Here is a 20,625-nt window from a genome sequence, read left to right as displayed (position 1 = left end):
CTGGACCGGGGCCGTCAGGCGAAAGCCCTGTCGAGATGTCGGGCACCGGGCGCAGGCGTGTCGGCCGGAGCCGGTCCGGGCAGATGTCCGTCGGGGTGACCGAGCAGCCAGTTCCACAGGAGCACCGGGTCTTCGAACTCCTGCTCGGCGCCGCAATGGCAGACGGCGAGCAGCCGATCAGTGCCGAGCACCCAGTGGATGCGATACACGGTGTCGCCGGTGAGCACCGGGGGATGGAGCGGTTTCATCGGACGGCTGCCACTGGTTGTCCGGCGCCCTGCTCCGCCAGGCGGGCGAGGATCCGGCGGGCGGCGAGACCGCCGGTGTCGATGTTGATGCTGAGTTCCTGGTACCCGTCGGGCTCGGTGTCCAGGGTCTTCTGCAGCAGGTTGAGTGCGTTGACGTCTTGCATCACCACGGTGTGGTTGAAGTCCCGCATGAAGGTGGTTACTTCGTCGTCCTCCAAGGCGAAGTCCCGCGAGACGGCCCAGAAGTCGTAGACCTTGCCCTCCGAGGAGGGGGTGATCGCGTATGTGATCTCGGTGTGGAAAGCGTGGCTGGCCTCACCGCCCGGGCCCGGGCCAGGGGCGCCGACCGGAGCGATCCGGCTGTGCAGCAGATACAGGCACGGGGCGTGGTATTCGATGTCCTGCCAGCGGCTGATCCGGCCCTCTATGCCGGTGGAGCGGGCGTAGAACGGCGGGCACTCGGCGTCGTCCATGTGCCGGTTGACGCGGACCACGCCCGCTTCCTCGTCCACCTCGGTGGTGATCGGCGTTTCCGCGACCTCAGGCGTGCCGATGTACCCGCCGTGCAGATACGTCTCGTGCGAAAGGTCCATCAGGTTGTCCACCAGCAGGCCGTAGTCCCCGTCGATCGGCTCCATGCCGCTGACGGTGGTCCACGTCGGATCGACCATGTGGCGTGCCCGTGGAATCGCGGTCGGGTCGGCGAGATCGGGTTCGCCGATCCAGATCCAGACGAAGGAGTCCTGCTCGACCACCTTGTACGAGCTCACCCGCGCGGTGCGCGGAATGCGCTTCTGACCGGGGACGTAGACGCAGGTGCCTGTGGTGTCGTAGGTGAAGCCGTGATATCCGCACACGACCCGGTCGCCGTCGAGGTGGCTCTCCGACAGCGGGAAGCGGCGGTGCACACAGCGGTCCGCGAGGGCGACGACCTCGCCCGACTCCTCCGTGCGGTACAAGACGATGGGTTCGCCCAGGATGGTACGGCCGAGGAGCGCGCGCCCGACTTCACGGCCGTAGGCGGCGACGTACCACTGGTTACGTACGTAAGCGGTCATCTTCAGCGCTCCCTGGTCTCAACGGTTCGTGCAGCGGTGGGCCGGTCCCAGGCGACCTGAAGGCTGCGGCGGATGGGCAGCATCGCCAGGGGGAGGAAGTCCTGGGGCTGTTCCGGCACGGCGTGCAGCCCAGCCAGGCGTTCGTACGCCACGCGCAGCCCGATGGCGCCCTGAGTGCGGCCGAGCGGTGCGCCCAGGCAGGTGTGCCGGCCCTTGGTGAAGGAGTAGTGCTCGTCGAGGCCGTCGCGGTGAATGTCGAACCGCATGGGATCAGTGACACCCGCCGGGTCGGTGTTGGCGCTCGCCAGCGCCAGCCAGACCATCTCGCCCTCGCGGACCGTGACGCCGGCGATCTCCACATCGGTGGTGGCGACCCGGGAGGCGAACGGGGCCGAAGGGCGACGGCGAACGGTCTCCTCGAAGACTCGCGGCCACAGCGCGGGATCGGCCTGGGCTTCGGCGAGTTGTTCCGGTTCCGACGTCAGGAACAGGATCGCGTTGGCCATGGCCTGCGCGGTCGTGTCCGTCCCGGCCGCGGCGAACTCGGTGAGATGCATAGCGATGCGCTCCACCGTCAGAGCGGGATTTCCCTCCCTGTCCCTGGCGGCGGCCATCAGAGTGATGACGTCGCTGCCGGTGCCGTCGCGGCGTTCCTGCGCGAGCTGCCGCAGGCGCAGTTGCGCCGTGGTGTACCGGTCCCAGACCTCGCTGTGCTGTGGCTCCTCCATCGGCTCATGGCCGCTGGCGAGCACCCTGAAGTGGTCATCGCGCAGCTGGCGCATCAGGGGCTCGTCCTCGGCCGGGAGGTCGAGCAGAGCCATCAGCGTCTGTGTGGTCAGCTCCAGACAGTAGGTCTCCATCAGTTCCGAGGCGCCGAGATGGGCGAAGCGGTCGATGATGCGATGGGCCCGGGCTTCGATCTCGGGCGCGAGCGCCTCGATGACCGGCTTCAGAAAGCCACGCTGGGCCACCTTGCGAGCCGCCGTGTGCTTCGGCGGATCCATGCTGATCATGATCTCCGCGATCAGCTCGGGCGGAACCACGTCGGCGTATTTCTCAGGTACGGGAAGGCGGCCGCCGTTGGCCTGGCAGGACCACGTCTCCCAGTCCATGAGGACGGCGTCGATGTCGGCTCGGCGGGTGACGATCCAGGTCCCCAACGGTTCGTACCAGAATACTGGCGTCTCCTCGCGAGCCCGTCGGAAGACCGAGGCGGGGTCGCGAAGATACGTGTCGCTGTACGGGTCGAACTCCGGAGGAGGAGCGGGACGGTTCACGGTTTGAGTCATCTCTTGAATCCCGGTTGTTGAGGCGACGGGTCCGTCCATGCGGCGTCGAGCAGGACGAGTCCGGTCGTGGGGAGTGAGGGGAGTGGGCGGCCCCGGGACGACAGGGGCGGCCGAATGCGCTCAGAGCGCGGCGGCGGCAGCCAGCGTCGACAGGCGCTGGAAGCGGAGCACGTTTTCGCTCTCCTCCATGACTCCCGACGTGAGACAGGCGAAGGTCATGTCACGCTCCGGATCGACCCAGAACAGGGTGGTGCCGGCCCCGTAGTTGCCGTGGGTGCGAGGGCTCGTGGTCGGTCCGAAGAACGATGCGTGGGTGCCCGAGCCGGACAGTGCGAACCCGAGGCCGAAATTGCCGGGGGGCACGTCCCAGCCACGTGCCTCGGCGAGGCCCCGATAGAGGTCGTTGGGCAGGTCCCCGGTCTGGTTGGTGGTGGCCAGGTCGAGGATGGCCGGGGAGAGGATGCGGCTGTTGTCGATCTCGCCACGGCAGCGCAGCATCTCCGCGAAGGTGTGGATGTCCTCGACCGTGGAGACGGCGCCCACCCAGGGCATCTCGGCATCCTCGGTGATGATCTCTTCCATCACTTCGATGTCTGCCGTGGACAGCCAGCCGCCGTCGGGGAAGCTGGCCCGGATCGGCACGTAGTGCTTGCCCCACTCCTTGGGGGCGCCCAGCGCGGTGCGGGCCATGCCGAGCGGCTCGAAGATCTCACGCCGCATCAGATTCCGTACGGAGTCGGAGCCCGTGGCCCGGCGCACCATCTCGGCCATCAGCGCGTGGTTGAGCGCGGGGGAGTAGTTCAGGGTGGTGCCCGGCTCGCCGACGACGTCGAGCTGACAGATCGCGTCGATGACCTTGTCCAGGTTGCCGAGTTCCGAGTACGGCAGCGGGGTGGGGGTGGTCACCAACCCCGCGCGGTGGGTGAGGAGATGGGCGAGGTTGATGCGTCCCTTGCGTGCAGTACGGAAGCGGTCGCGGCCGAAGAACTCCGGTATGACGTCCACGACGCGGGTGGTCAGGGCGAGTTGGCCGCGGTCGATGGCCTGTAGGGCGAGGACGTTGGTGAACGCCTTCGTCATCGAGAAGATGCGGTAGATGTCCGTGGTGGTGGTGTGGCGGCCAGCCTTGCGGTCCGCGTAGCCGATGGAGGCGTGCAACCCGATTTCGCCGTGGCGGGAGACGATGATGTTCGCGCCGTCGTACAGCCCCGCTTCGACGTCGGCCTCAATGGCTTTCTGCAGCCGACGCAGTGCTGCAGCGTCCAGGGCGGTGTGGTCTTCGTTGATCACAGTGGTGCCTCTTCGTGGGATGGTCTTCTGGGGGGCGTGGGCGCCTGTTCACATGTGCAGGCCGCCGGAGGGCGACAGGGTCTGGCCGGTGTAGTAGGCGCCGTCGTCGCAGGCCAGAAACAGGAGAGTGCGGGCGAGTTCGTCCGGCGTGGCGGCACGGGCGATCGGCTGCATGGCCACGAGCTGGGCCACGATCTCCGGCGGCTGGGCGTTGAGCAGCGGAGTGTCGACGGAGCCAGGGGCGATGGCGTTGACCCTGATGTTGTGCGGCGCCAGTTCGCCTGCGGCGGCCCGGGTCATGCCGAGCACGCCCGCCTTGGATGCCGGGTAGTACAGCGGCATCGGAGCGCCGATGAGCGCGGCCACGCTGGAGATGTTGACGATCGAGCCGCCGCCGGACCTACGCATCAACGGCACGGCCGCACGCAGACAGTAGAACGGACCGGTCAAGTTGACGGCGATGACCCGGGCGAAGTCCTCGTCGGTCGTGTCGCTGAGGAAGTCGGGGTGGAAGGCCTCGCCCCGCTTCCCGGCCTCGAAGGCCTTGACGTTGGCCTCCACCAACTGGTCGTTGGCCGCCTTCGTTGGGGCGTTGATGCCGGCGGCGTTGATCAGGACGTCGAGTCGTCCGTGCTCGCGCTCCACCTCGTCGAAGGCGGCGTTGACCGCTGCGCTGTCGCTGACATCAAGAGCGATGCCCTTCGACCGGGCGACGCCCGACAGGGACTCCTTGATCTTGTCGGCGGAGAGATCCGCCCCGATGACCGTCGCGCCCTCTGCGGCGAACAGCCTTGCTGTGGCGGCTCCGATCCCTGACGCCGCCCCGGTGATGAAGGCGACTTTCCCGTCCAGCTTCATGCGTATCCTCCTGCGTTCGGCTCTGCCGACCAGCGGCGGAGCCGGTGTGGTGGGCGCAACCATGCCACTTCGTTAGATACGTGTCTAGCAACAAGACAGCAATCCAGTGGTAATTTCGGTAGCATGATCCGAACGCTGGGAAGCACCCCAATGAGCCGCTACCGCAGGGGTGTGACGCCCAGCTTCAGGGGGTCGTGGGCTGTTGGTGGGCGAGGGGAATGACGGAGCCTGTGGGGGTACGTAACTCCGAGTCGTCGCCTGCTGGCGAGTCGCTCAGGGAGGCGCAGAAGCGGCTGACGCGAGAGCGCCTCATCGAGGCTGCATTCACCGCGTTCCGTGAGCGCGGATACGCGACGGCCACGGCCGCGCACATCGCGGCGGAGGCAGGGGCGAGCCGGGCCACCTTCTACTTGTACTTTCCCAGCAAGGCTGAAGTGGTCATCGAACTGCTGGAGCGCATTGAACCCGCGGTCCTGGAGGCCTATCAGCGTCTGGATTCCCTGCCCGATCCCTCGCTCGACGCCGTGAGCGGATGGGTCGAAGATGTCGTGGCGTGGTGGGAGCGCGACAGGTTGCGCTTCGAAGCGATGGAACAGGCTCTGGCCGTGGAGCCCAAAGTCTCTGAGCGCTGGTACGAAAGCCTGCGGCGGGCTGCTGACGCGATGCCCCATCATCTGGAGACGTTCCTGGAAGGCGAAGAGCGCGACAAGGAGCGGCTGCGGCTGGTAACGCTCATGGCGCAGCTGGACAGGACCATGTACTTCACCGTGGTCCGCGGTGTTCTGCATGATCGTGAGCAGCTGGTGCGTGTCCTCGCCGAGCAGTGGTGGGCCGTTCTGGGGCACAAGCACCCGTAACGTTGCTTGGGTATGCGGCCTGACGACGTGGCAGTCAGTGGGCGTGCGCAATCTAGGTGCGCGCCTTACCTCTTTTGATGGAGTGTCAGTTCTTTTTGACGACCGGTTTGGTCCGTGCTCCTGCAGCACGCATTGCTGCCGAACTGCGCAGGTTGCCGCTCACTCTGCCTCGGCCTGCGTAGTAGTCGGCTGCGTGTGCCCGTGCGAGCGTCGGTGAAATCTGAACACTCACTGTTTATGTTGTCTTCGCGAGCCGGTCGGAGTGCTTGCCCTGTGGCCCTTTGATTCCAACGTGAGTCCCGGTACACGAAGCCGGAGAACGTCTGCCGCTACTTCAAGCCGCTCACGAGCGTGGCCCTGCCTCCACGCGATCCTGCTCGCCGAGCTGCACCGACACGGCCTACTGGAGATGGACGACTGCGCCATCGAGGCCTCGCACATCCGGGCGCTCAAAGGGGGGCTCGCACCGGACCTTCGCCGGTCTACCGGGCACGTCCCGGCAGCAAGCACCATGTGATCGTCGACCGCCACGGCACCCCGCTCGCCGTGTCGCTAACCGTCGGGAACCGGCACGACGTCACCCAGCTCATCCCACTCCATGACGCCGTGCCCCGCGTCCGCGGCCGCGGCGCGGCCGTCCCCGCCACAAGCCGAAGCGGCTGTACGTCGACCGCGGCTACGACTTCCGCAGCACCGCCGGCTCCTGCGTGCCCGCGGCATCATGGCGAAGATCGCCCGCCGCGGCGCCCCGCACGGCTCCGGACTGGGCAAGACGCGTTGGGTGGTGAAGCGGACGTTCGCCTGGCTGCACCAGTTCAAACGCCTGCGCATCCGCTACGAGATACGCGCCGACCTCCACCAGGGCCTCCTCCAACTTGCCTGCTCCATCATCTGCTCGAGACGACTACGCACCGCATTCTGAAGCGATCAGTAAGTGACTGATGGTGTCCGACCGACCTACGATCTTCGTCTTTCTACTGGTCACAGGCCCTTCGGTAGAGTGGACACACGTCCGATCGGAAGGGTCTCCAGTGCCGGAGAAGACTGCCCGAGTGTCGCGCGCCGAGCAGAAGCGTCGCACGCGCGCCGCGCTGGTCTATGCCGCGCGCGGCCTGTTTGTTGCGCAGGGTTACACGGCGACCACGGCAGACGCCATCGCGCGCGCGGCCGATGTTTCGCGGGCGACCTTCTACCTGCACTTCCGCTCCAAGGGAGAGATCGTCGTCGAGATCATGCGTGGAGTCGAGCCGGACGTGGTGGCCGCGTACGAACATCTGGCGACACTGGAGCCCACGCCTGCCGTAACGGGTGAATGGCTGCGGGAGCACGCTGCCTTGTGGCGTCGGTACCGCATGGAATTCACCTCTATGGAACAGGCGCTGGCAAACGAAGAGGCTGTGGCCGAGGAGTGGTTCGCCCTCTACGGCCGCCTCGCGGACGCGATGCCCGCAGCAGTTGGCCGGCTCACCGAACACGGGGTGGCGACGGAGCGGGCTCGGGCGCGCATCATCGCACTCATCATGGCAATCGAGCGTGCGTTCTACTTCGCTGTGGTGCGCGATCGCCCGGCGTTCTTCGACGTCATCGTGCTGGAACTCGCCGATGCCCTCGCCCATGCCCTGAGCGGGCAGTCAGGCCACTCCGACTGATCTCAGTGGATTGACGGCCGTCTAGTCAATATGCACCTCCTGTGCGATGGTGCACAGGGGCGCGGTCGACGCGTGCCGCCACGTCCGCGCCAGGGGCGCGGGGATGCTCCATGGCCTCCCGCGGGCGATCCGGCTGCTGTTGTGCAGTGGAATTCGGCACCGCCTCCCGCGCCATGCAGTTACCGCCCAGGGGCACAAGACCGGCCCTTCCAGCAGTAACCCTTCTGTGGCGTGGTACGCCGACGCCGCCTCGGGAGCCGACGGCCTCCGTGGCGGCACTTCACCCCTTGCCTGGCCGGCCGCCGCGGTTTTGCTGCGGGGCTCAGCGCCGCACCACTCGTAGTGATGCGCCTCACGTCGGAGGGGTGGTCGCTGCAGCAAAAAGGCAATCCACTTTCACTAGACAGATGTCAAGCAAATGTGCGAGCCTCCGTTGTGACGATCCCCGGTGTCAGGTGACCTGGGAAGTTGCAGGAGGAACAATGAAGTTCGCTGATCACGTCGTTTTCGTCACTGGAGCGGCGTCCGGCATGGGTCTCGCGGTGGCCCGTGCCTTCCATGCGGAAGGTGCCGTCGTCTACGGTGCCGACATCTCCGCTGAATCTCTGGGCGAAGCGTTCAAGGGCATGGAACGCGCGATCCCGCTTGCCTTCGACATCGCCGACAGCACGGCCGTGGGCGAGGCACTGGCACGGGTGGAAGCGGATCATGGCCGCCTGAACACCCTTGTCAACGCCGCCGGTGTCAACGCGCCGAACCGCGCCGCTCTCGAAGCCCTCAACGAGGAGAACTACAAGGGATTCCTCGCGGCGAAGGAGGGGCGCCGCCACAGCCCGGAGTTCATCGAGCACATCACGGACGAGGACTTCGACCGTGTGCTGAGGATCAACCTCTACGGCACCTTCTACACGATGCGGGCCGCCACGCCACTGCTCAAGAGGAACGGTGGCGGCGCCATCGTCAACTTCTCCTCGGCCGCGGCGCTGATGGGTGTGGCCATGCCGTCCTACTACCCGGCTTCCAAGGCGGCCGTCCTCGGCCTCACGCGCGAGGGTGCGGTGGAACTCGCTCCGTTCGGCATCCGTGTCAACGCGCTCGCCCCGGGCGCCATCGACACGCCCCTCTTCCGTCAGAGCGACGACGAGTTCATCGACTTCCTCGTCGGCATGCAGCCCATTCGCCGTACCGCCGCACCGGAGGAGATCGCCAGGACCGTCCTGTTCCTCGCCGGTGACGAGGGCTCCTACTACACCGGCCAGACGATCTCGCCCTCGGGCGGGCTCGTGATGCAGTGAAGGGTCTGGCGATCATGACCTCTGACACCACCACCGTCCCCGTCGCCCAAGCCGCCGGACCCGGTGTCGTCGCCCGGGACGACGTCGACCCCCGCGCGCTGGCCCGGCTCGTCGCCGAGGTCACGAGCGACATCGCCGACGGCACCTACGACGGCGCGCACATGATCCTCGCCCGGGGCGGCGACATCGTCGCGGACACCGTACTCGGCTGGCACGAGCGTGCCACCGGTCGTGAGCTCGCAAGGGACGCCGTGTTCCGTGTGCTGTCACTGACCAAGGCTTTCACCAACGCGATGGCTCTGCGTGCGATCGGCGAGGGGAAACTGGCTCTGTCCACACGCGTCGTGGACCTGATCCCGGAGTTCCTGGGAACCGATCCGTTCCACATGCTGCGCAAGGACAAGATCAACCTCATCCATCTGCTCACCCACCGCTCCGGCATGCCGCCGACGCCCAACCCAGGACTCGGGCCGGACCGCTTCGGGGCGCTCGCGGACGTCGTCCAGGCGCTGGCCACGGTAGACGTGCTGTTCGACCCCGGCACCAACCTCAACTACGCCCCCGCGATCAACCACGCGCTCATGGGCGAGATGGTGCGGCGGGCGTACGGCGCTGCGTCGTTCCGGGACCTGGCGCGAGAGCTGATCTTCGATCCGCTGGGCATGGACGAGACCTCGTTCGGTCTGCCGGCGACGCTGAAGGACCGGGCCGTGCCGCTCAAGGCGTACCTGCCCCAGGGCGGATTCCTACAGCCGAGCGACATCGAGTGTCTCAACGAGCACATCACCGAGGACGCGGAGATGCCGTGGGTGGGCTCCGTGTCCACCGCCCGTGACGTCTTCACGTTCGCCGAGATGATCCGCCGCCGTGGCCTGCACGACGGGCAGTGGGTGCTGGCCCCGGCGGTCGTCGACCAGGCCACCACCCTGCAGACCGGTGACATGCCGAACGACCTCTATGCCCAGATGGCGGTAGCCCGCGGCTGGGAGGTCCCCCAAGGCAACTTCGGTCTGGGCTTCTCCCTGTCGGGTACGGGCACCGCGCCCAGCTTCTTCGGCCCGTTCACCTCGCCGCGCACGCACGGCAACTACGGCGCTGGATCGTCGCTGTTCTGGATCGACCCGGACCGCGACCTCACCTTCGTCTTCCTGTCCGCCGGAGTCATGGAGGAGAGCGAGAACGTCGCACGTTTTCAGAAGCTCTCCACCATGGCCGTGGCTGCGGCCCTGTGAGAACCCGGAGTCGGCGATGATCGAAACAGCAATACCGCCCGCCACCGGCCGTTGCCCCGTAGCGCACGGGTTCGACGCGATGAGCGACGACTACTACCACGACCCCTCGATGCACTTCGCCGAGGTGCGCGACGAGCACCCGGTGTTCTGGTACGAGTGGCTCAACGCCTGGGTCGTCACCAAACGCCAGGACGTGCTCCGTGTGCTGGCCGACTGGAAGGAGTTCTCCTCCTCCGGCAACACCGCGACGATCGACGTCCCGCCCAAGTACCGGGACGTCGTCCCCCAGGGCCTGATGTCCCAGATGATCGTAGGCATGGACCCCGACCTGCACACGGTTCACCGCAACGCGGCTCTGCGCGGGTTCAGCAAGGACCGCATGGAGGCGCTGCGCCCGCAGATCGAGGAACGCGCGCACCGCATTTTGGACAAGATCGAAAACCAGGGCTCTGCCGACCTGATGGAGGAGTACTGCCTGGAGCTGACGACCCAGACCCTTCTCGCCCACCTGGGCCTGGGCTGGGAACACGACGCCATGATGCGCCGGCTGCGCGGTGACATGGGCCGGGTTCTGTCCTCGGCGCAGGAACAGATGCCGCCGGAGATCGTCGACGAGGTGTGGGAGCGGTTCGCCTCCTCCTTCGCCCAGCTGCAGCAGATCGTCACCGAGCGTCGTGAAAGCCCTGGTGACGACTTCATCAGCGACATGGCGACGCAGCGGACCAGCGACGGTCAGTACGTCCTGACCGTGCCCCAGGTGGCCTTGCACGTCTGCGAGTTCGCACTCGCCGGAGCCGACACCACCGCCCAGGCGATGGCGAACGCCGTGTTGTTCCTCGGCCCCAGGCGCGACTTCGTCGACGAGGCGCTCAAAGATCCCGCGCTGTGGGCGAACGTCTTCGAGGAGACCGTCCGCCGCCGTCCGTCGTCGCCCTTCGCCTCCCGCAGGGCGATGCGCGACATGGAGATCTCTGGTGTGAAGATCTCTCGGGGCGACATGATCTGGGTCTCCCTCGCGAGCGCGAACACGGACCCGGCCCACGTCGAGCGGCCCTTCGAATTCGACATCCACCGCGAGGATCCGGCCGGCCATCTGGCCTTCACCGCCGGCCGGCACACCTGCCTGGGGCAAGCGCTCGCCCGCGTGCAGGGCGCGACGGGGCTCCAGGTCCTCTTCGAACGGTTGCCTTCCCTGCGCCCTGCCGACGAGGTCCCGCTCGACTTCGCCAGGATGGCGCTGCTGCCGGTCCGCCTGTCTCTGCCCGTGGTCTGGGACCCAGCTGACGTCGAGCGTCAGAAGAAGCGGGTCAAGCGCGAGATGGAGCTCGTCCTGGTCGGGAAGGAAGCGGTGGCGGACGGTGTCGTCGCACTGCGCTTCGCCCACCCGGACGGCGAGGCCCTGCCGGAATGGGGTCCTGGCGCGCACGTCGACATCCGCGTGCCGGTCAACGGAGGCGTCGTCGTGCGGCAGTACTCACTGTCGTCGTCGCCGTCCCAGCCGGACGAATGGCGGCTGGGCGTGCTGCGGGAGGCCAACGGCCGCGGCGGATCGCAGGCAATTCACGACACGTGCGAGGTCGGTACCCGACTCCGCCTGGGCTGGCCACGCAACAACTTCCAGTTCGTGTCCTCACCGCGCTACGTCTTCGTCGCGGGCGGCATCGGCATCACCCCGATCCTCCCGATGATCGAACAGGCCGAGGCAGCGGGCGCCGACTGGGAGCTGCACTACGGCGGTCGCACCCGCGCGTCGATGGCCTTCCTCGACGAGTTGGAGAAGTACGGCGACAGAGTGAAACCGGTACCTCAGGACGAGTTCGGCCACCCGGACTTGCCGGGCATCTTCGCCACCGTCCAGGCCGAGACGCTCGTCTACGCATGCGGCCCGGAGCCACTGCTCCACGCACTTGAGGGCGCGCTGGCTCACTGGCCGGCAGGGAGCCTGCACACCGAGCGGTTCGCACCCAAGAAGGCATTGCGCGACCTACCCGACGCAGCGTTCGAGGTGGAGTTCGCCCAGACCGGCGTGCGGGCGGAAGTACCCGCGGGCCGATCCGTCCTCCAAGTTGCAGAGGCCCATGGCATCACCGTGCTGTCCTCTTGCAAGGAGGGGACGTGCGGCACCTGCGAGACACGCATTCTGTACGGAGCCGCCGACCACCGGGACTCGATCCTCACCGCGGAGGAGCAGGCAGCCAACGACACGATGATGATCTGTGTGTCACGTGCTACCGAGGGCTGCCCCCGTCTGGTCCTGGACCTCTGACACCTTCGAAGCAACACACATGACGACGTGGCGGGGCATCTCAACAGCGGATGCCCCGCCAGGTCGTGGGCAGGGTGGCGGCCTCCCGGCAGGTCTTCCGCTCGAGTGCTGGAGGTTGCGCCTGCGGACCGCCCGCCCTGCCCAGTGCCTCGCATGCTGTTCGAAGGTCGCGTCGACGGCGGCCGCCGTGGGCTGACCGGCGTCCAGCCGGGTACGGACGGCGATCGGCAGCGACGGGTCACGAGCCATCAACGCGGTGGCCAGGAGGACTTCCGCCGCCTGCCCTCCGGCCAGTCCGCCCCGTTCTTCCAGACCTTGGGCCACCGTCTCCAGGGCTTCGACGACGCGGTGCGTCTCCGCGTCGATGTCCGCTGCGGGCTGCTCGTCCGCCGGGGGACGTGGCGGGCGTCCCAGGTGCGCTACGGGACCGGCCGCGGTCCCCGGTGGCACACACGGTGCAGCCGGTCGCCGCCGTGCAGAGCGAGTACTCCATCTGGGCCCGCGACCCGGAGGACGAAGTGCTCCCCGCCTGCGAGGAACTCGGCATCGGCTTCGTACCGTGGAGCCCGCTGGGCCAGGGCTTCCTCACCGGCAAGGTGAACGCCAACCAGTCGTTCTCGTCCGAGGACATCAGGAGCAGGTTTCCCCGCTTCACGCAGGAGGCTCTCCAGGCCAACCAGCTGGTGGTGGACCTGGTGCAGGAGATCGCGACGAAGAAGGACGTCACCTCGGCCCAGGTCGCACTGGCCTGGCTGCTGGCGAAGAAGCCGTGGATCGTCCCCATCCCCGGCACGCGCAAGCTGCACCGCCTGGAGGAGAACCTTGCCGCAGCGGACCTCACGCTGACCCCCTCGGAGGTCGAGGTGCCGTGAGCGGCGGTGTGTATCCGTAGTTACGGACGGCGATTTGGCGGATGAGAGTGTTCAGCGACGGCCCGGTGCGGACGGACTGTTCGTCGGGGTGCCGCACGCCGGTGAAGCCGCCGCCGATGTTGAAGACGAACCGCCCGCCCGGGCGCAGGATGTGGGCGACGGCCGCGAACACCGCCGCAGTGTCGGTCTTCCAGATCGCCGAGTTGCACACCACGGCGTCGGCATTGCCGACGGGAACGTGATCGGCGAGCTGCTCGGCCGGTGCGGTGATCCAGCTCAGGCGATGGTCGGTCAGGGTGCCGCGGCCGACGCGCTGCATTGCGGCGGCATTGTCCACGGAGACGACCCGGGCTCGGGCGGGGATCACGTCGAGGATCGCGCGGGCGGTCGCGCCGGCACCGCCGCACAGGTCGATCACCAGCCCGAAGAACGAAGTCATTGGACGACGTACTCAGCCTCAAGGCCCAGCTCATCCTGCCCCTCCAGTTCGAAGCGCTGCAGGAGACCGCAACTCCCTGCTGAGAGCGGGCCACATGCCACGTGGCGAGGTCCCGCTGATCGAGGGCACCTCGCTCGGTCCGGTGAACAACGGCTGCTGTCGCCGAGAGGTAGAACGGCGGCACGTTGGACATGTCAAAGGAGCAGGCTGGCTGTATAGGTGACCACCGCCTTGTGAGCACAGTCCGTAATCAATGGCGGAGGCTGGCGGGAGCGTCACACGGCCCGTCTCGCAAGGCCCGGTGGTGGCCTACCAGCAAGGGGAGATCCCCGTGCTGATTCGGTGCTGACTCGAACGGTCGTTCCTGGTTAAAACCGCAGGTCGTAGCTCTGCCCGAGTAAGTGGTCGTACCGCTCGATGGTGGTGCCGATGAGGCTGGCGGCGACGATGCGCTTGAGGTTGGCGGGTGGTGGGGGAGCGGTTGCTGCGGAGGCCATGTGCGCCACTTCCTCGTGTGCGGTGGGGACGGGTACGTGTTGGCACACCGTAGGAAGGGGCAGGTCAGCGGCACATGTGGTGGGACACCATAGTTCTGCGACGGGGGGTGCGTGCGGCCCCTATGCCTCAATTCCGGAGCTCGGATCAGGCGTTCGATCGACGGTAGAACAGGCGGTGTCCGGGATGTGTCATTCGGCACGAATCTGCGACCTGCGGTCGTGACCGAATGAGCGAGAGGAGCGTGTCTTACGCGGAGTCGGCCACCCGGCATGCCCCTGGCCGCTCCGGGACCCCAGGTACCTTGACGGTCGTGCGAAGGGATGGCGATCGATGAGCGATGTGCAGGATCCGATGCCGGGTGATCAGACGCCCGATGGCCCGGCGGCCCGTGAGGTCGACCAACCGGCTCCACTGGAAGGGGAGCTGGAGCGGCTGATCGCCGTGCAGGTGCGCGAGTACCGGACGGTGGCCGGACTGACGGTGGGAGAGCTGGCGGTCCGGGCGGGGATTTCCAAGGCGATGCTGTCGAAGATCGAGAACGCCCGGATCTCGTGCAGCCTCACCACGCTCGCCCGGCTCGCCGCCGCGCTCGACGTGCCGGTGACCGCCCTCTTCCGGGGTGCCGACACGGGACGTGAGGCGGTTTTCACGCCGGACGGCGAAGGGCCGCGGATCGTGCAGCGCGGTTCCCGCGTCGGCCACGACTATCGCCTCCTCGGTGCGCTGCGCGGGCCGCACAAACGGATGGAGGCGCACCTGGTCACCCTGACCGAGCAGAGCGAGGTCTTTCCGCTCTTTCAGCACCCGGGCACCGAGCTCCTGTACATGCTCGAGGGCGCGATGGTCTACGGCCACGGCGACGCCGAGTACCGCATGCGCCCCGGTGACGCCCTGCAGCTGGACGGGGAGGGCGTGCACGGCCCGAAAGAACTCCTGAAACTCCCCATTCGCTTCCTGTCCGTAGTCGCCTACGGCGATGCGGTGGGCTGAGGACGGCAAGCACTGGGCAACGGGCAGCGGGCAACAGGGAGTTCATCCACGGCAGAGCCTTCCGTAACACGCACCGTTGACTCTCTAGAGACATTGATTCTTCTAGAGATACGCGGACTGTGCTCCGCACGTGCTGGAGGTCGAAGTCATGGACGCAGCAAGTACCGCATGGCTCCTCGCCGCCTTCATGGGGGTGAGTCTGATGGTGCCCGGTCTCGCGCTGTTCTACGGCGGGATGACCGGGGTCCGCAGCATGCTCAACGTCATCATGATGGTGCTCGGGGCCTGCGCCGTCGTGGCCGTCGTGTGGACCGTCGTCGGCTACTCCGCGGTCTTCGGTGACTCGTACGGGCACCTCGGTCTGCTGGGGGACGTCACCGAGCACGCCGGCCTGGCGGACGTGCTGCGCGAGGACAAGGACGCCGCGATCCCGCCGGCGCTGTTCGCCGCCTTTCAGGCCCTGTTCGCGGTGATCACGGTGGCGATCATCGCCGGGGCGGTGGTGGACCGGGTGCGGTTCGGGCCCTGGCTGGTGTTCTCGGGTGTGTGGGCGCTCCTGGTCTATCTGCCCGTCGCGCACTGGGTGTTCGCGCTGAGCGCGGAGGACGGTTCGACCGTCGGCGGCTGGATCCTCAACCGCCTCGGTGCGATCGACTACGCCGGCGGCACCGCCGTCCACATCAACTCCGGTGTGGCCGGACTCGCGGCCGTGGTCGCGCTCGGCGCCCGGCTCGGCTGGCCGAGCCAGCCGCGGCCCACCAGCATCCCGTTCACCGTGCTCGGCGGAGGCATGCTGTTCTTCGGCTGGTTCGGCTTCAACGGCGGCTCGGCGCTCGCGGCCGGGAACAGCGCGTCGGTCGTGGTCCTGACCACGATGAACGCGTCCTTCGCGAGCCTGCTGGCGTGGCTGCTCGTGGAGCGTGTGATGGACCGTCACGCAACCGCGCTGGGAGCGGTCTCCGGCCTGATCGCCGGCCTGGTCGCGATCACCCCGGCCTGCGGTGCGGTCAGCCCGATGGGGGCGCTGGTGGTCGGTGCGGTGGCCGGTGCGGTCTGCCCGCTGGCCATCCGGCTCAAGTACAAGCTGGGCTACGACGATGCGCTCGACGTGGTCGGGGTGCACCTGGTCGGCGGTGTGCTCGGCACTCTGATGGTGGGGCTCCTCGCGACCCCCGACGCCCCGAACGCCGCGACGGGTCTCCTCTACGGCGGCGGGCTGCGCCTCCTTGGCGTCCAGACCGTGGCGGTCCTCGCCGTTCTGGCGTACTCCTTCGCCGTCACCTGGCTGATCGTCAAAGCGATCGACAGGACGATGGGCATGCGGCTCGACGCCGAGACGGAGCGGGCGGGCGTCGACATCACTGTGCACGGCGAGGCCGCCTGGAACCTGGACGGTGCTCTTCACCGGCTGGCCGCCTCGCCGGCCGAGCGCGCTCGTGAAGTAGTGCGGTCCGCCGAGGAGTTGGCGTCGGCGGCCACGCGGCGTTCCGATGCGCGGGACGACGGAACTGAGTGACCTGGTCCGGGCGCGCGTGGAGCCGGGGCTCTCGAAGTCCGAACCCCGGCTCTTCAGCTGCTCAGGCGCCGAACCCGAGCAGCTTGCGTTCCGTCCCGATCGTGGTGTCCGCACCGTGGCCGGTGTGTACGACCGTGTCCTCGGGCAGCGCGAACAGCCGCGCCCGGATCGACTGCTTGATCAGGTCCTCGTCGCTGTACGAACGTCCCGTCGCCCCCGGGCCACCCTGGAAGAGGGTGTCACCGGTGAAGACGCACCCGAGTTCCGGCGCGAAGTAGCAGACCGCTCCCGGGGCATGGCCCGGTGTGTGCAGGGCGCGCAAGGCCGTCCCGGCCACGGTGATCTCGTATCCGTCGTATACGTTCCGGTCCCACGTGTGGGCGCTGTGGGCCAGCTGCCACAGGGGCTTGTCGTCCGGGTGCAACAGGATCGGGGCGCCCGTCCGGTCACGGAGTTCGGGGGCGACACGGACGTGGTCGTCGTGGGCGTGGGTGCACAGGATCGCTTTGACCGTGCGGCCGCCCACGACGGCCAGGATGTCCGTGACGCTGTGCGGGGCATCGATGACGACGCACTCGGCATCGTCTCCGACGACCCAGATGTTGTTGTCGACGGGGAAGGTCTGTCCGTCGAGGGTGAAGGTGCCGCTGGTGACGGCGTGGTCGATGCGGGCCTGGCCACGCGGCGCGGTCACGGGAAGACCACCACCGATCGCAGTACGTCGCCGTGGTGCATGCGTGCGAACGCGGTCTCGACGTCCTGGATGCCGATCTCCTCGGTCACGAAGGCGTCGAGGTCGAGGCGTCCCTGTTGGTAGAGGTCGACGAGCATGGGGAAGTCGCGCTCGGGCAGGCAGTCGCCGTACCAGCTCGACTTCAGGGAACCGCCGCGGCCGAACACGTCGATGAGCGGGATGTCGGGCACCTTCATGTCAGGTGTGGGGACGCCGACGAGGACGACGGTGCCGGCGAGGTCGCGGGCGTAGAACGCCTGTCGCCAGGTCTCCGGCCGGCCCACCGCGTCGATGACGACGTCCGCGCCGTGGCCCGCGGTGAGTTCACGGATCACCTCGACCGGATCGGTGGCGGAGGAGTCGACGGTGTGGGTCGCGCCCATCCGTGCGGCCGTGTCGAGCTTCTTGGGGTCGATGTCGACGGCGATGATGCGGCCGGCCCCGGCCAGCGCGGAACCGGCGACGGCGGCGACGCCGACTCCGCCGCATCCGATGACGGCGACCGACTTGCCGCGGGTGACGCCTCCGGTGTTGATGGCGGCGCCGAGTCCGGCCATCACCCCGCAGCCGAGCAGCCCGACGGCGGCGGGCCGGGCCGAGGGGTCGACCTTCGTGCACTGGCCCGCCGCGACAAGGGTCTTCTCGGCGAAGGCGCCGATGCCGAGCGCCGGGGTGAGCGCGGTGCCGTCCTCCAGTGTCATCTTCTGTGTCGCGTTGCGGGTGGCGAAGCAGTACGAAGGTTCGCCGCGGCGGCAGGCCCGGCAATCGCCGCACACCGCACGCCAGTTGAGAACCACGAAGTCGCCCGGCACCAGGCCGGTGACGTCACTGCCGACGGCCTCGACGATCCCGGCCGCCTCGTGGCCGAGCAGGAAGGGGAAGTCGTCGTTGATGCCGCCTTCGCGGTAGTGCAGGTCGGTGTGGCAGACGCCGCACGCCTGCACCTTGACCAGAGCCTCGCCCGGACCGGGGTCGGGCACGAGGATCGACTGCACGGACACCGGGCGGCCCTTGCCGAGGGCGACCACTGCCTTGACTTGCTGCATGCTGTTGCTTCCTTACGTACGGGTGCGGGGTGCGGGGTGACGGGTCAGGCGCGGAACGCGAAGCGGGGGTCCGCCCGGCCGCCCTCGACGAGATCGGCGACGAGCGAGCCGACGAGCGGCGCGAACTTCGCGCCGTGGCCGGAGCAGGGCGAGGCGATGACCACGGAGCCGATGCGGTCGATGACGAAGTCCTCGTCGGCGGTCATGGTGTAGAGACAGCTGGCCTCGGCGACGGGTTCGGGGTCCAGGCCGGGCAGCCACCGCCGTACCCAGGAGGTGACGGTCTCGCGGGACGCCGGATCGATGACGCGGTCGCGTCCGGAAGCGGTCGTCGCGGTGCCCCCGTCGTGCTGGGCGACCTTCATGGCGGGGGTGCTGCCGCCGTCCGCACCGGACGGCAGACCGAACAGCTGGATGCCCTCCTTGTAGACCATCGTCGGCCAGGCGGCCCGCGGGTCGCGGTGACGGAAGTGGAACACCTGCTGCTGGGTGACCCAGGTGCGCGGCAGGCGGGGCAACACACCGATCGAGGGCAGGAGCTCGGGCAGCCAGGGCCCCGCCGCGACCACGACGTGACCCGCCCGGATCGTACGGTCGCCGGTGTGCACCAGGACGCCGTCGGCCGGCTGCTCGATGCCGGTCACCGGGGACTGCTCGACGACCCTCGCGCCGGAGGCCGCGGCGATGTCGACCCCGGCCCGGACGGTGCGGTCGGCATCAAGGTGACCCGCGTCCGGGTGGAACAGCACGGGCCCGGCGAACTCCATACCGGCAAACCGCTCCGACGCGGCACCCGGAGTCAGCAGCTCGGCGGGAACGCCGTGCTCCTTCATCAGCGTCAGCAGAGCCTCGGGACGACGTTCCGTGCCGTGGTCGAGGCCGCCGGTCCGGGTGCGCAGCCTGGTACCCGACCGGTCCTCGAGTTCATCCCACAATTCCTGGGCCTGGCCGGTGAGTTGGATGTAGTGCGGGTCGGCGTAGGCGCGCCGGTAGATGCGCGACGTACCGTGCGAGCTGCCGTCGGTGTGGCCGATGGTGCGTGCTTCGAGGAGTGTCACCGACAGGCCCCGCACGGCCAGTTGCCAGGCCGCGGAGGAGCCGGTCAGCCCGGCTCCGACGACCACGACGTCGCAGTCCATCAGGACGCCCCCGGTATCCACGAGGTCCCGGCCAGTGGGACCCTGCCCATGGCGGCCGCCTCGATGGTGACGGCGACGAGGTCCTCCGGCTCCAGGTGCGTCAGGTGGGCCTTGCCGCACGCGCGGGCGATGGTCTGGGCCTCCATGGTGAGCACGCGCAGGTAGTTGGCGAGCCTGCGCCCGCCCTCGACCGGGTCGAGCCGCATCTGCAGCTCTGGGTCCTGTGTGGTGATCCCGGCGGGGTCCCGGCCGTCCTGGAAGTCGTCGTAGAAGCCCGCTGCCGATCCCAACTGCTCATATTCAGCAGACCACTTGGGGTCGTTGTCGCCCAGCGCGATCAGGGCGGCGGTGCCGATGGCGACGGCGTCCGCGCCCAGCGCCATGGCCTTGGCGACATCGGCGCCGGTCCGGATGCCGCCGGAGACGATGAGCTGGACCTTGCGGTGCATGCCGAGTTCCTGCAGGGCCTGGACCGCCTGCGGGATCGCGGCCAGGGTCGGGATGCCGACGTGCTCGATGAACACTTCCTGCGTGGCCGCCGTACCGCCCTGCATCCCGTCCACGACCACGACATCGGCCCCGGCGTGCACCGCCAGCTTCACGTCGTAGTACGTACGGGTCGCGCCGACCTTGACGTAGACGGGCTTCTCCCAGTCGGTGATCTCGCGGATCTCGGCGATCTTGATGGCCAGGTCGTCGGGGCCCGTCCAGTCCGGGTGGCGGCAGGCGCTGCGCTGGTCGATGCCCGGCGGCAGGGTCCGCATCCCGGCGACCCGTTCGGTGATCTTCTGGCCCAGCAGCATGCCGCCGCCGCCCGGCTTGGCGCCCTGGCCGAGCACGATCTCGATGGCGTCGGCCTTGCGGAGGTCGTCGGGGTTCATGCCGTAACGGGACGGCAGGTACTGGTAGACGAGGTGCTTGGACTGGCCGCGCTCCTCCGGGGTCATCCCGCCGTCGCCGGTGGTGGTGGACGTGCCGACCTCGCTCGCCCCGCGCCCGATCGCGTCCTTTGCGCGCCCGGACAGCGCGCCGAAGCTCATGCCCGCGATGGTGACCGGGATGTCGAGGTGCAGCGGGTACTTGGCGTTCAGGTCGCCCAGGACGATGTCGGTGCCGCAGCGCTCGCGGTAACCCTCCAGCGGGTAGCGGGACATGCTCGCCCCGAGGAAGAGCAGGTCGTCGAAGTGCGGCAGCGCCCGCTTGGCTCCCCAGCCGCGGATGTCGTAGACGCCGGTGCGGGCGGCCCGCTGGATGGCGTTGATGGTGACGCGGTCGAAGGTGGCGGACTCCCGCAGCCCGCGCTGCTCGATCGAGAGATCGTTCATCTGGTGGCTCCTCGTTCTACTCGCT

The 20,625-nt window shown here is 68.2% G+C and carries 20 protein-coding genes and 1 pseudogene; 9 read left to right on the top strand and 12 right to left on the bottom strand.

Annotated features, from left to right (window positions below):
* Positions 1-14 precede the first annotated feature (14 nt).
* The 5 genes from ABT114_RS11335 to ABT114_RS11315 all read right to left on the bottom strand — a co-directional run bounded on the left by ABT114_RS11335 (position 15) and on the right by ABT114_RS11315 (position 4,743).
* Positions 15-227 (bottom strand): hypothetical protein, encoded by a 213-nt coding sequence (locus ABT114_RS11335; RefSeq protein WP_351141089.1) that lies wholly within the window; start codon positions 225-227, stop codon positions 15-17.
* Positions 228-244: 17 nt separating this feature from the next.
* Positions 245-1,306, bottom strand: coding sequence for a Rieske 2Fe-2S domain-containing protein (locus tag ABT114_RS11330; protein WP_351141086.1), 1,062 nt, complete (start codon positions 1,304-1,306; stop codon positions 245-247).
* Positions 1,307-1,308: 2 nt separating this feature from the next.
* On the bottom strand, positions 1,309-2,595 hold the full coding sequence (locus ABT114_RS11325) for a cytochrome P450 (RefSeq protein WP_351141084.1): 1,287 nt from the start codon (positions 2,593-2,595) through the stop codon (positions 1,309-1,311).
* A gap of 120 nt (positions 2,596-2,715) precedes the next feature.
* Entirely contained in the window at positions 2,716-3,885 is a 1,170-nt protein-coding gene (locus tag ABT114_RS11320; protein WP_351141082.1) for a serine hydrolase domain-containing protein, read from the bottom strand.
* Between the two features lie 48 nt (positions 3,886-3,933).
* Positions 3,934-4,743, bottom strand: a complete 810-nt coding sequence (locus tag ABT114_RS11315; RefSeq protein WP_351141080.1) for an SDR family NAD(P)-dependent oxidoreductase — start codon at positions 4,741-4,743, stop codon at positions 3,934-3,936.
* 230 nt (positions 4,744-4,973) lie between these two features.
* On the opposite strand from ABT114_RS11315, the gene ABT114_RS11310 reads away from it, so the two are divergent.
* The 6 genes and pseudogenes from ABT114_RS11310 (at position 4,974) to ABT114_RS11285 (ending at position 12,042) form a co-directional block, all read left to right on the top strand.
* Entirely contained in the window at positions 4,974-5,600 is a 627-nt protein-coding gene (locus tag ABT114_RS11310) for a TetR/AcrR family transcriptional regulator (protein ID WP_351141078.1), read from the top strand.
* A gap of 352 nt (positions 5,601-5,952) precedes the next feature.
* Positions 5,953-6,522, top strand: a pseudogene (locus tag ABT114_RS11305) (IS5 family transposase); the annotation flags it as partial.
* A gap of 109 nt (positions 6,523-6,631) precedes the next feature.
* Positions 6,632-7,249 (top strand): TetR/AcrR family transcriptional regulator, encoded by a 618-nt coding sequence (locus tag ABT114_RS11300; RefSeq protein ID WP_351141076.1) that lies wholly within the window; start codon positions 6,632-6,634, stop codon positions 7,247-7,249.
* Positions 7,250-7,731: 482 nt separating this feature from the next.
* Positions 7,732-8,544 (top strand): SDR family NAD(P)-dependent oxidoreductase, encoded by an 813-nt coding sequence (locus ABT114_RS11295; RefSeq protein WP_351141074.1) that lies wholly within the window; start codon positions 7,732-7,734, stop codon positions 8,542-8,544.
* 14 nt (positions 8,545-8,558) lie between these two features.
* On the top strand, positions 8,559-9,776 hold the full coding sequence (locus ABT114_RS11290; protein ID WP_351141072.1) for a serine hydrolase domain-containing protein: 1,218 nt from the start codon (positions 8,559-8,561) through the stop codon (positions 9,774-9,776).
* Between the two features lie 16 nt (positions 9,777-9,792).
* The gene (locus tag ABT114_RS11285; protein WP_351141070.1) at positions 9,793-12,042 is read left to right on the top strand and encodes a cytochrome P450; all 2,250 of its coding nucleotides are present in this window, start codon (positions 9,793-9,795) and stop codon (positions 12,040-12,042) included.
* On the opposite strand, the gene ABT114_RS11280 is transcribed toward ABT114_RS11285, so the two are convergent.
* The gene (locus ABT114_RS11280) at positions 11,998-12,492 is read right to left on the bottom strand and encodes a phosphoenolpyruvate-utilizing N-terminal domain-containing protein (protein ID WP_351141068.1); all 495 of its coding nucleotides are present in this window, start codon (positions 12,490-12,492) and stop codon (positions 11,998-12,000) included. The genes ABT114_RS11285 and ABT114_RS11280 overlap by 45 nt on opposite strands.
* Here ABT114_RS11280 and ABT114_RS11275 point away from each other — a divergent pair.
* Positions 12,486-12,914 carry an aldo/keto reductase gene (locus ABT114_RS11275; RefSeq protein WP_351141066.1) on the top strand — a complete coding sequence of 143 codons (429 nt, stop codon included), beginning with the start codon at positions 12,486-12,488 and terminating at the stop codon, positions 12,912-12,914. The genes ABT114_RS11280 and ABT114_RS11275 overlap by 7 nt on opposite strands.
* Here ABT114_RS11275 and ABT114_RS11270 read toward each other — a convergent pair.
* Together ABT114_RS11270 and ABT114_RS11265 are read right to left on the bottom strand one after the other, a co-directional pair.
* Positions 12,880-13,353, bottom strand: a complete 474-nt coding sequence (locus ABT114_RS11270; RefSeq protein WP_351141064.1) for a class I SAM-dependent methyltransferase — start codon at positions 13,351-13,353, stop codon at positions 12,880-12,882. The two genes, ABT114_RS11275 and ABT114_RS11270, sit on opposite strands and share 35 nt — an antisense overlap.
* A gap of 368 nt (positions 13,354-13,721) precedes the next feature.
* The gene (locus ABT114_RS11265; protein WP_351141382.1) at positions 13,722-13,850 is read right to left on the bottom strand and encodes a hypothetical protein; all 129 of its coding nucleotides are present in this window, start codon (positions 13,848-13,850) and stop codon (positions 13,722-13,724) included.
* A gap of 331 nt (positions 13,851-14,181) precedes the next feature.
* Between ABT114_RS11265 and ABT114_RS11260 the strand changes: the two genes are divergently transcribed.
* Both ABT114_RS11260 and ABT114_RS11255 read left to right on the top strand, forming a co-directional pair.
* Positions 14,182-14,841 carry a helix-turn-helix domain-containing protein gene (locus tag ABT114_RS11260; protein WP_351141062.1) on the top strand — a complete coding sequence of 220 codons (660 nt, stop codon included), beginning with the start codon at positions 14,182-14,184 and terminating at the stop codon, positions 14,839-14,841.
* 148 nt (positions 14,842-14,989) lie between these two features.
* Complete coding sequence (locus tag ABT114_RS11255) at positions 14,990-16,357, top strand: ammonium transporter (protein WP_351141060.1); 1,368 nt, start codon at positions 14,990-14,992, stop codon at positions 16,355-16,357.
* A 61-nt stretch (positions 16,358-16,418) separates the two neighbouring features.
* Here ABT114_RS11255 and ABT114_RS11250 read toward each other — a convergent pair whose 3' ends face one another.
* From ABT114_RS11250 to ABT114_RS11235, 4 genes are read right to left on the bottom strand one after another with little or no spacing between them, the layout of a single operon-like run.
* Positions 16,419-17,051: an MBL fold metallo-hydrolase gene (locus tag ABT114_RS11250; RefSeq protein WP_351141058.1), complete on the bottom strand. Its 633-nt coding sequence runs from the start codon at positions 17,049-17,051 to the stop codon at positions 16,419-16,421.
* Positions 17,048-18,136 (bottom strand): S-(hydroxymethyl)mycothiol dehydrogenase, encoded by a 1,089-nt coding sequence (locus ABT114_RS11245; protein ID WP_351141056.1) that lies wholly within the window; start codon positions 18,134-18,136, stop codon positions 17,048-17,050. The genes ABT114_RS11250 and ABT114_RS11245 overlap by 4 nt, the downstream gene beginning before the upstream one ends.
* Positions 18,137-18,180: 44 nt before the next feature.
* Entirely contained in the window at positions 18,181-19,275 is a 1,095-nt protein-coding gene (solA, locus tag ABT114_RS11240; protein WP_351141054.1) for an N-methyl-L-tryptophan oxidase, read from the bottom strand.
* Positions 19,275-20,600: an FMN-binding glutamate synthase family protein gene (locus ABT114_RS11235; protein ID WP_351141052.1), complete on the bottom strand. Its 1,326-nt coding sequence runs from the start codon at positions 20,598-20,600 to the stop codon at positions 19,275-19,277. The genes solA and ABT114_RS11235 overlap by 1 nt, the downstream gene beginning before the upstream one ends.
* Between the last annotated feature and the right edge of the window lie 25 nt (positions 20,601-20,625).

The sequence above is a fragment of the Streptomyces sp. NPDC002088 genome (genome assembly GCF_040296605.1).
Classification (GTDB): Bacteria; Actinomycetota; Actinomycetes; order Streptomycetales; family Streptomycetaceae; genus Streptomyces.
Note: the sequence above shows the minus strand (reverse complement) of the source record. Positions and strands in the feature narration are given on the sequence as shown.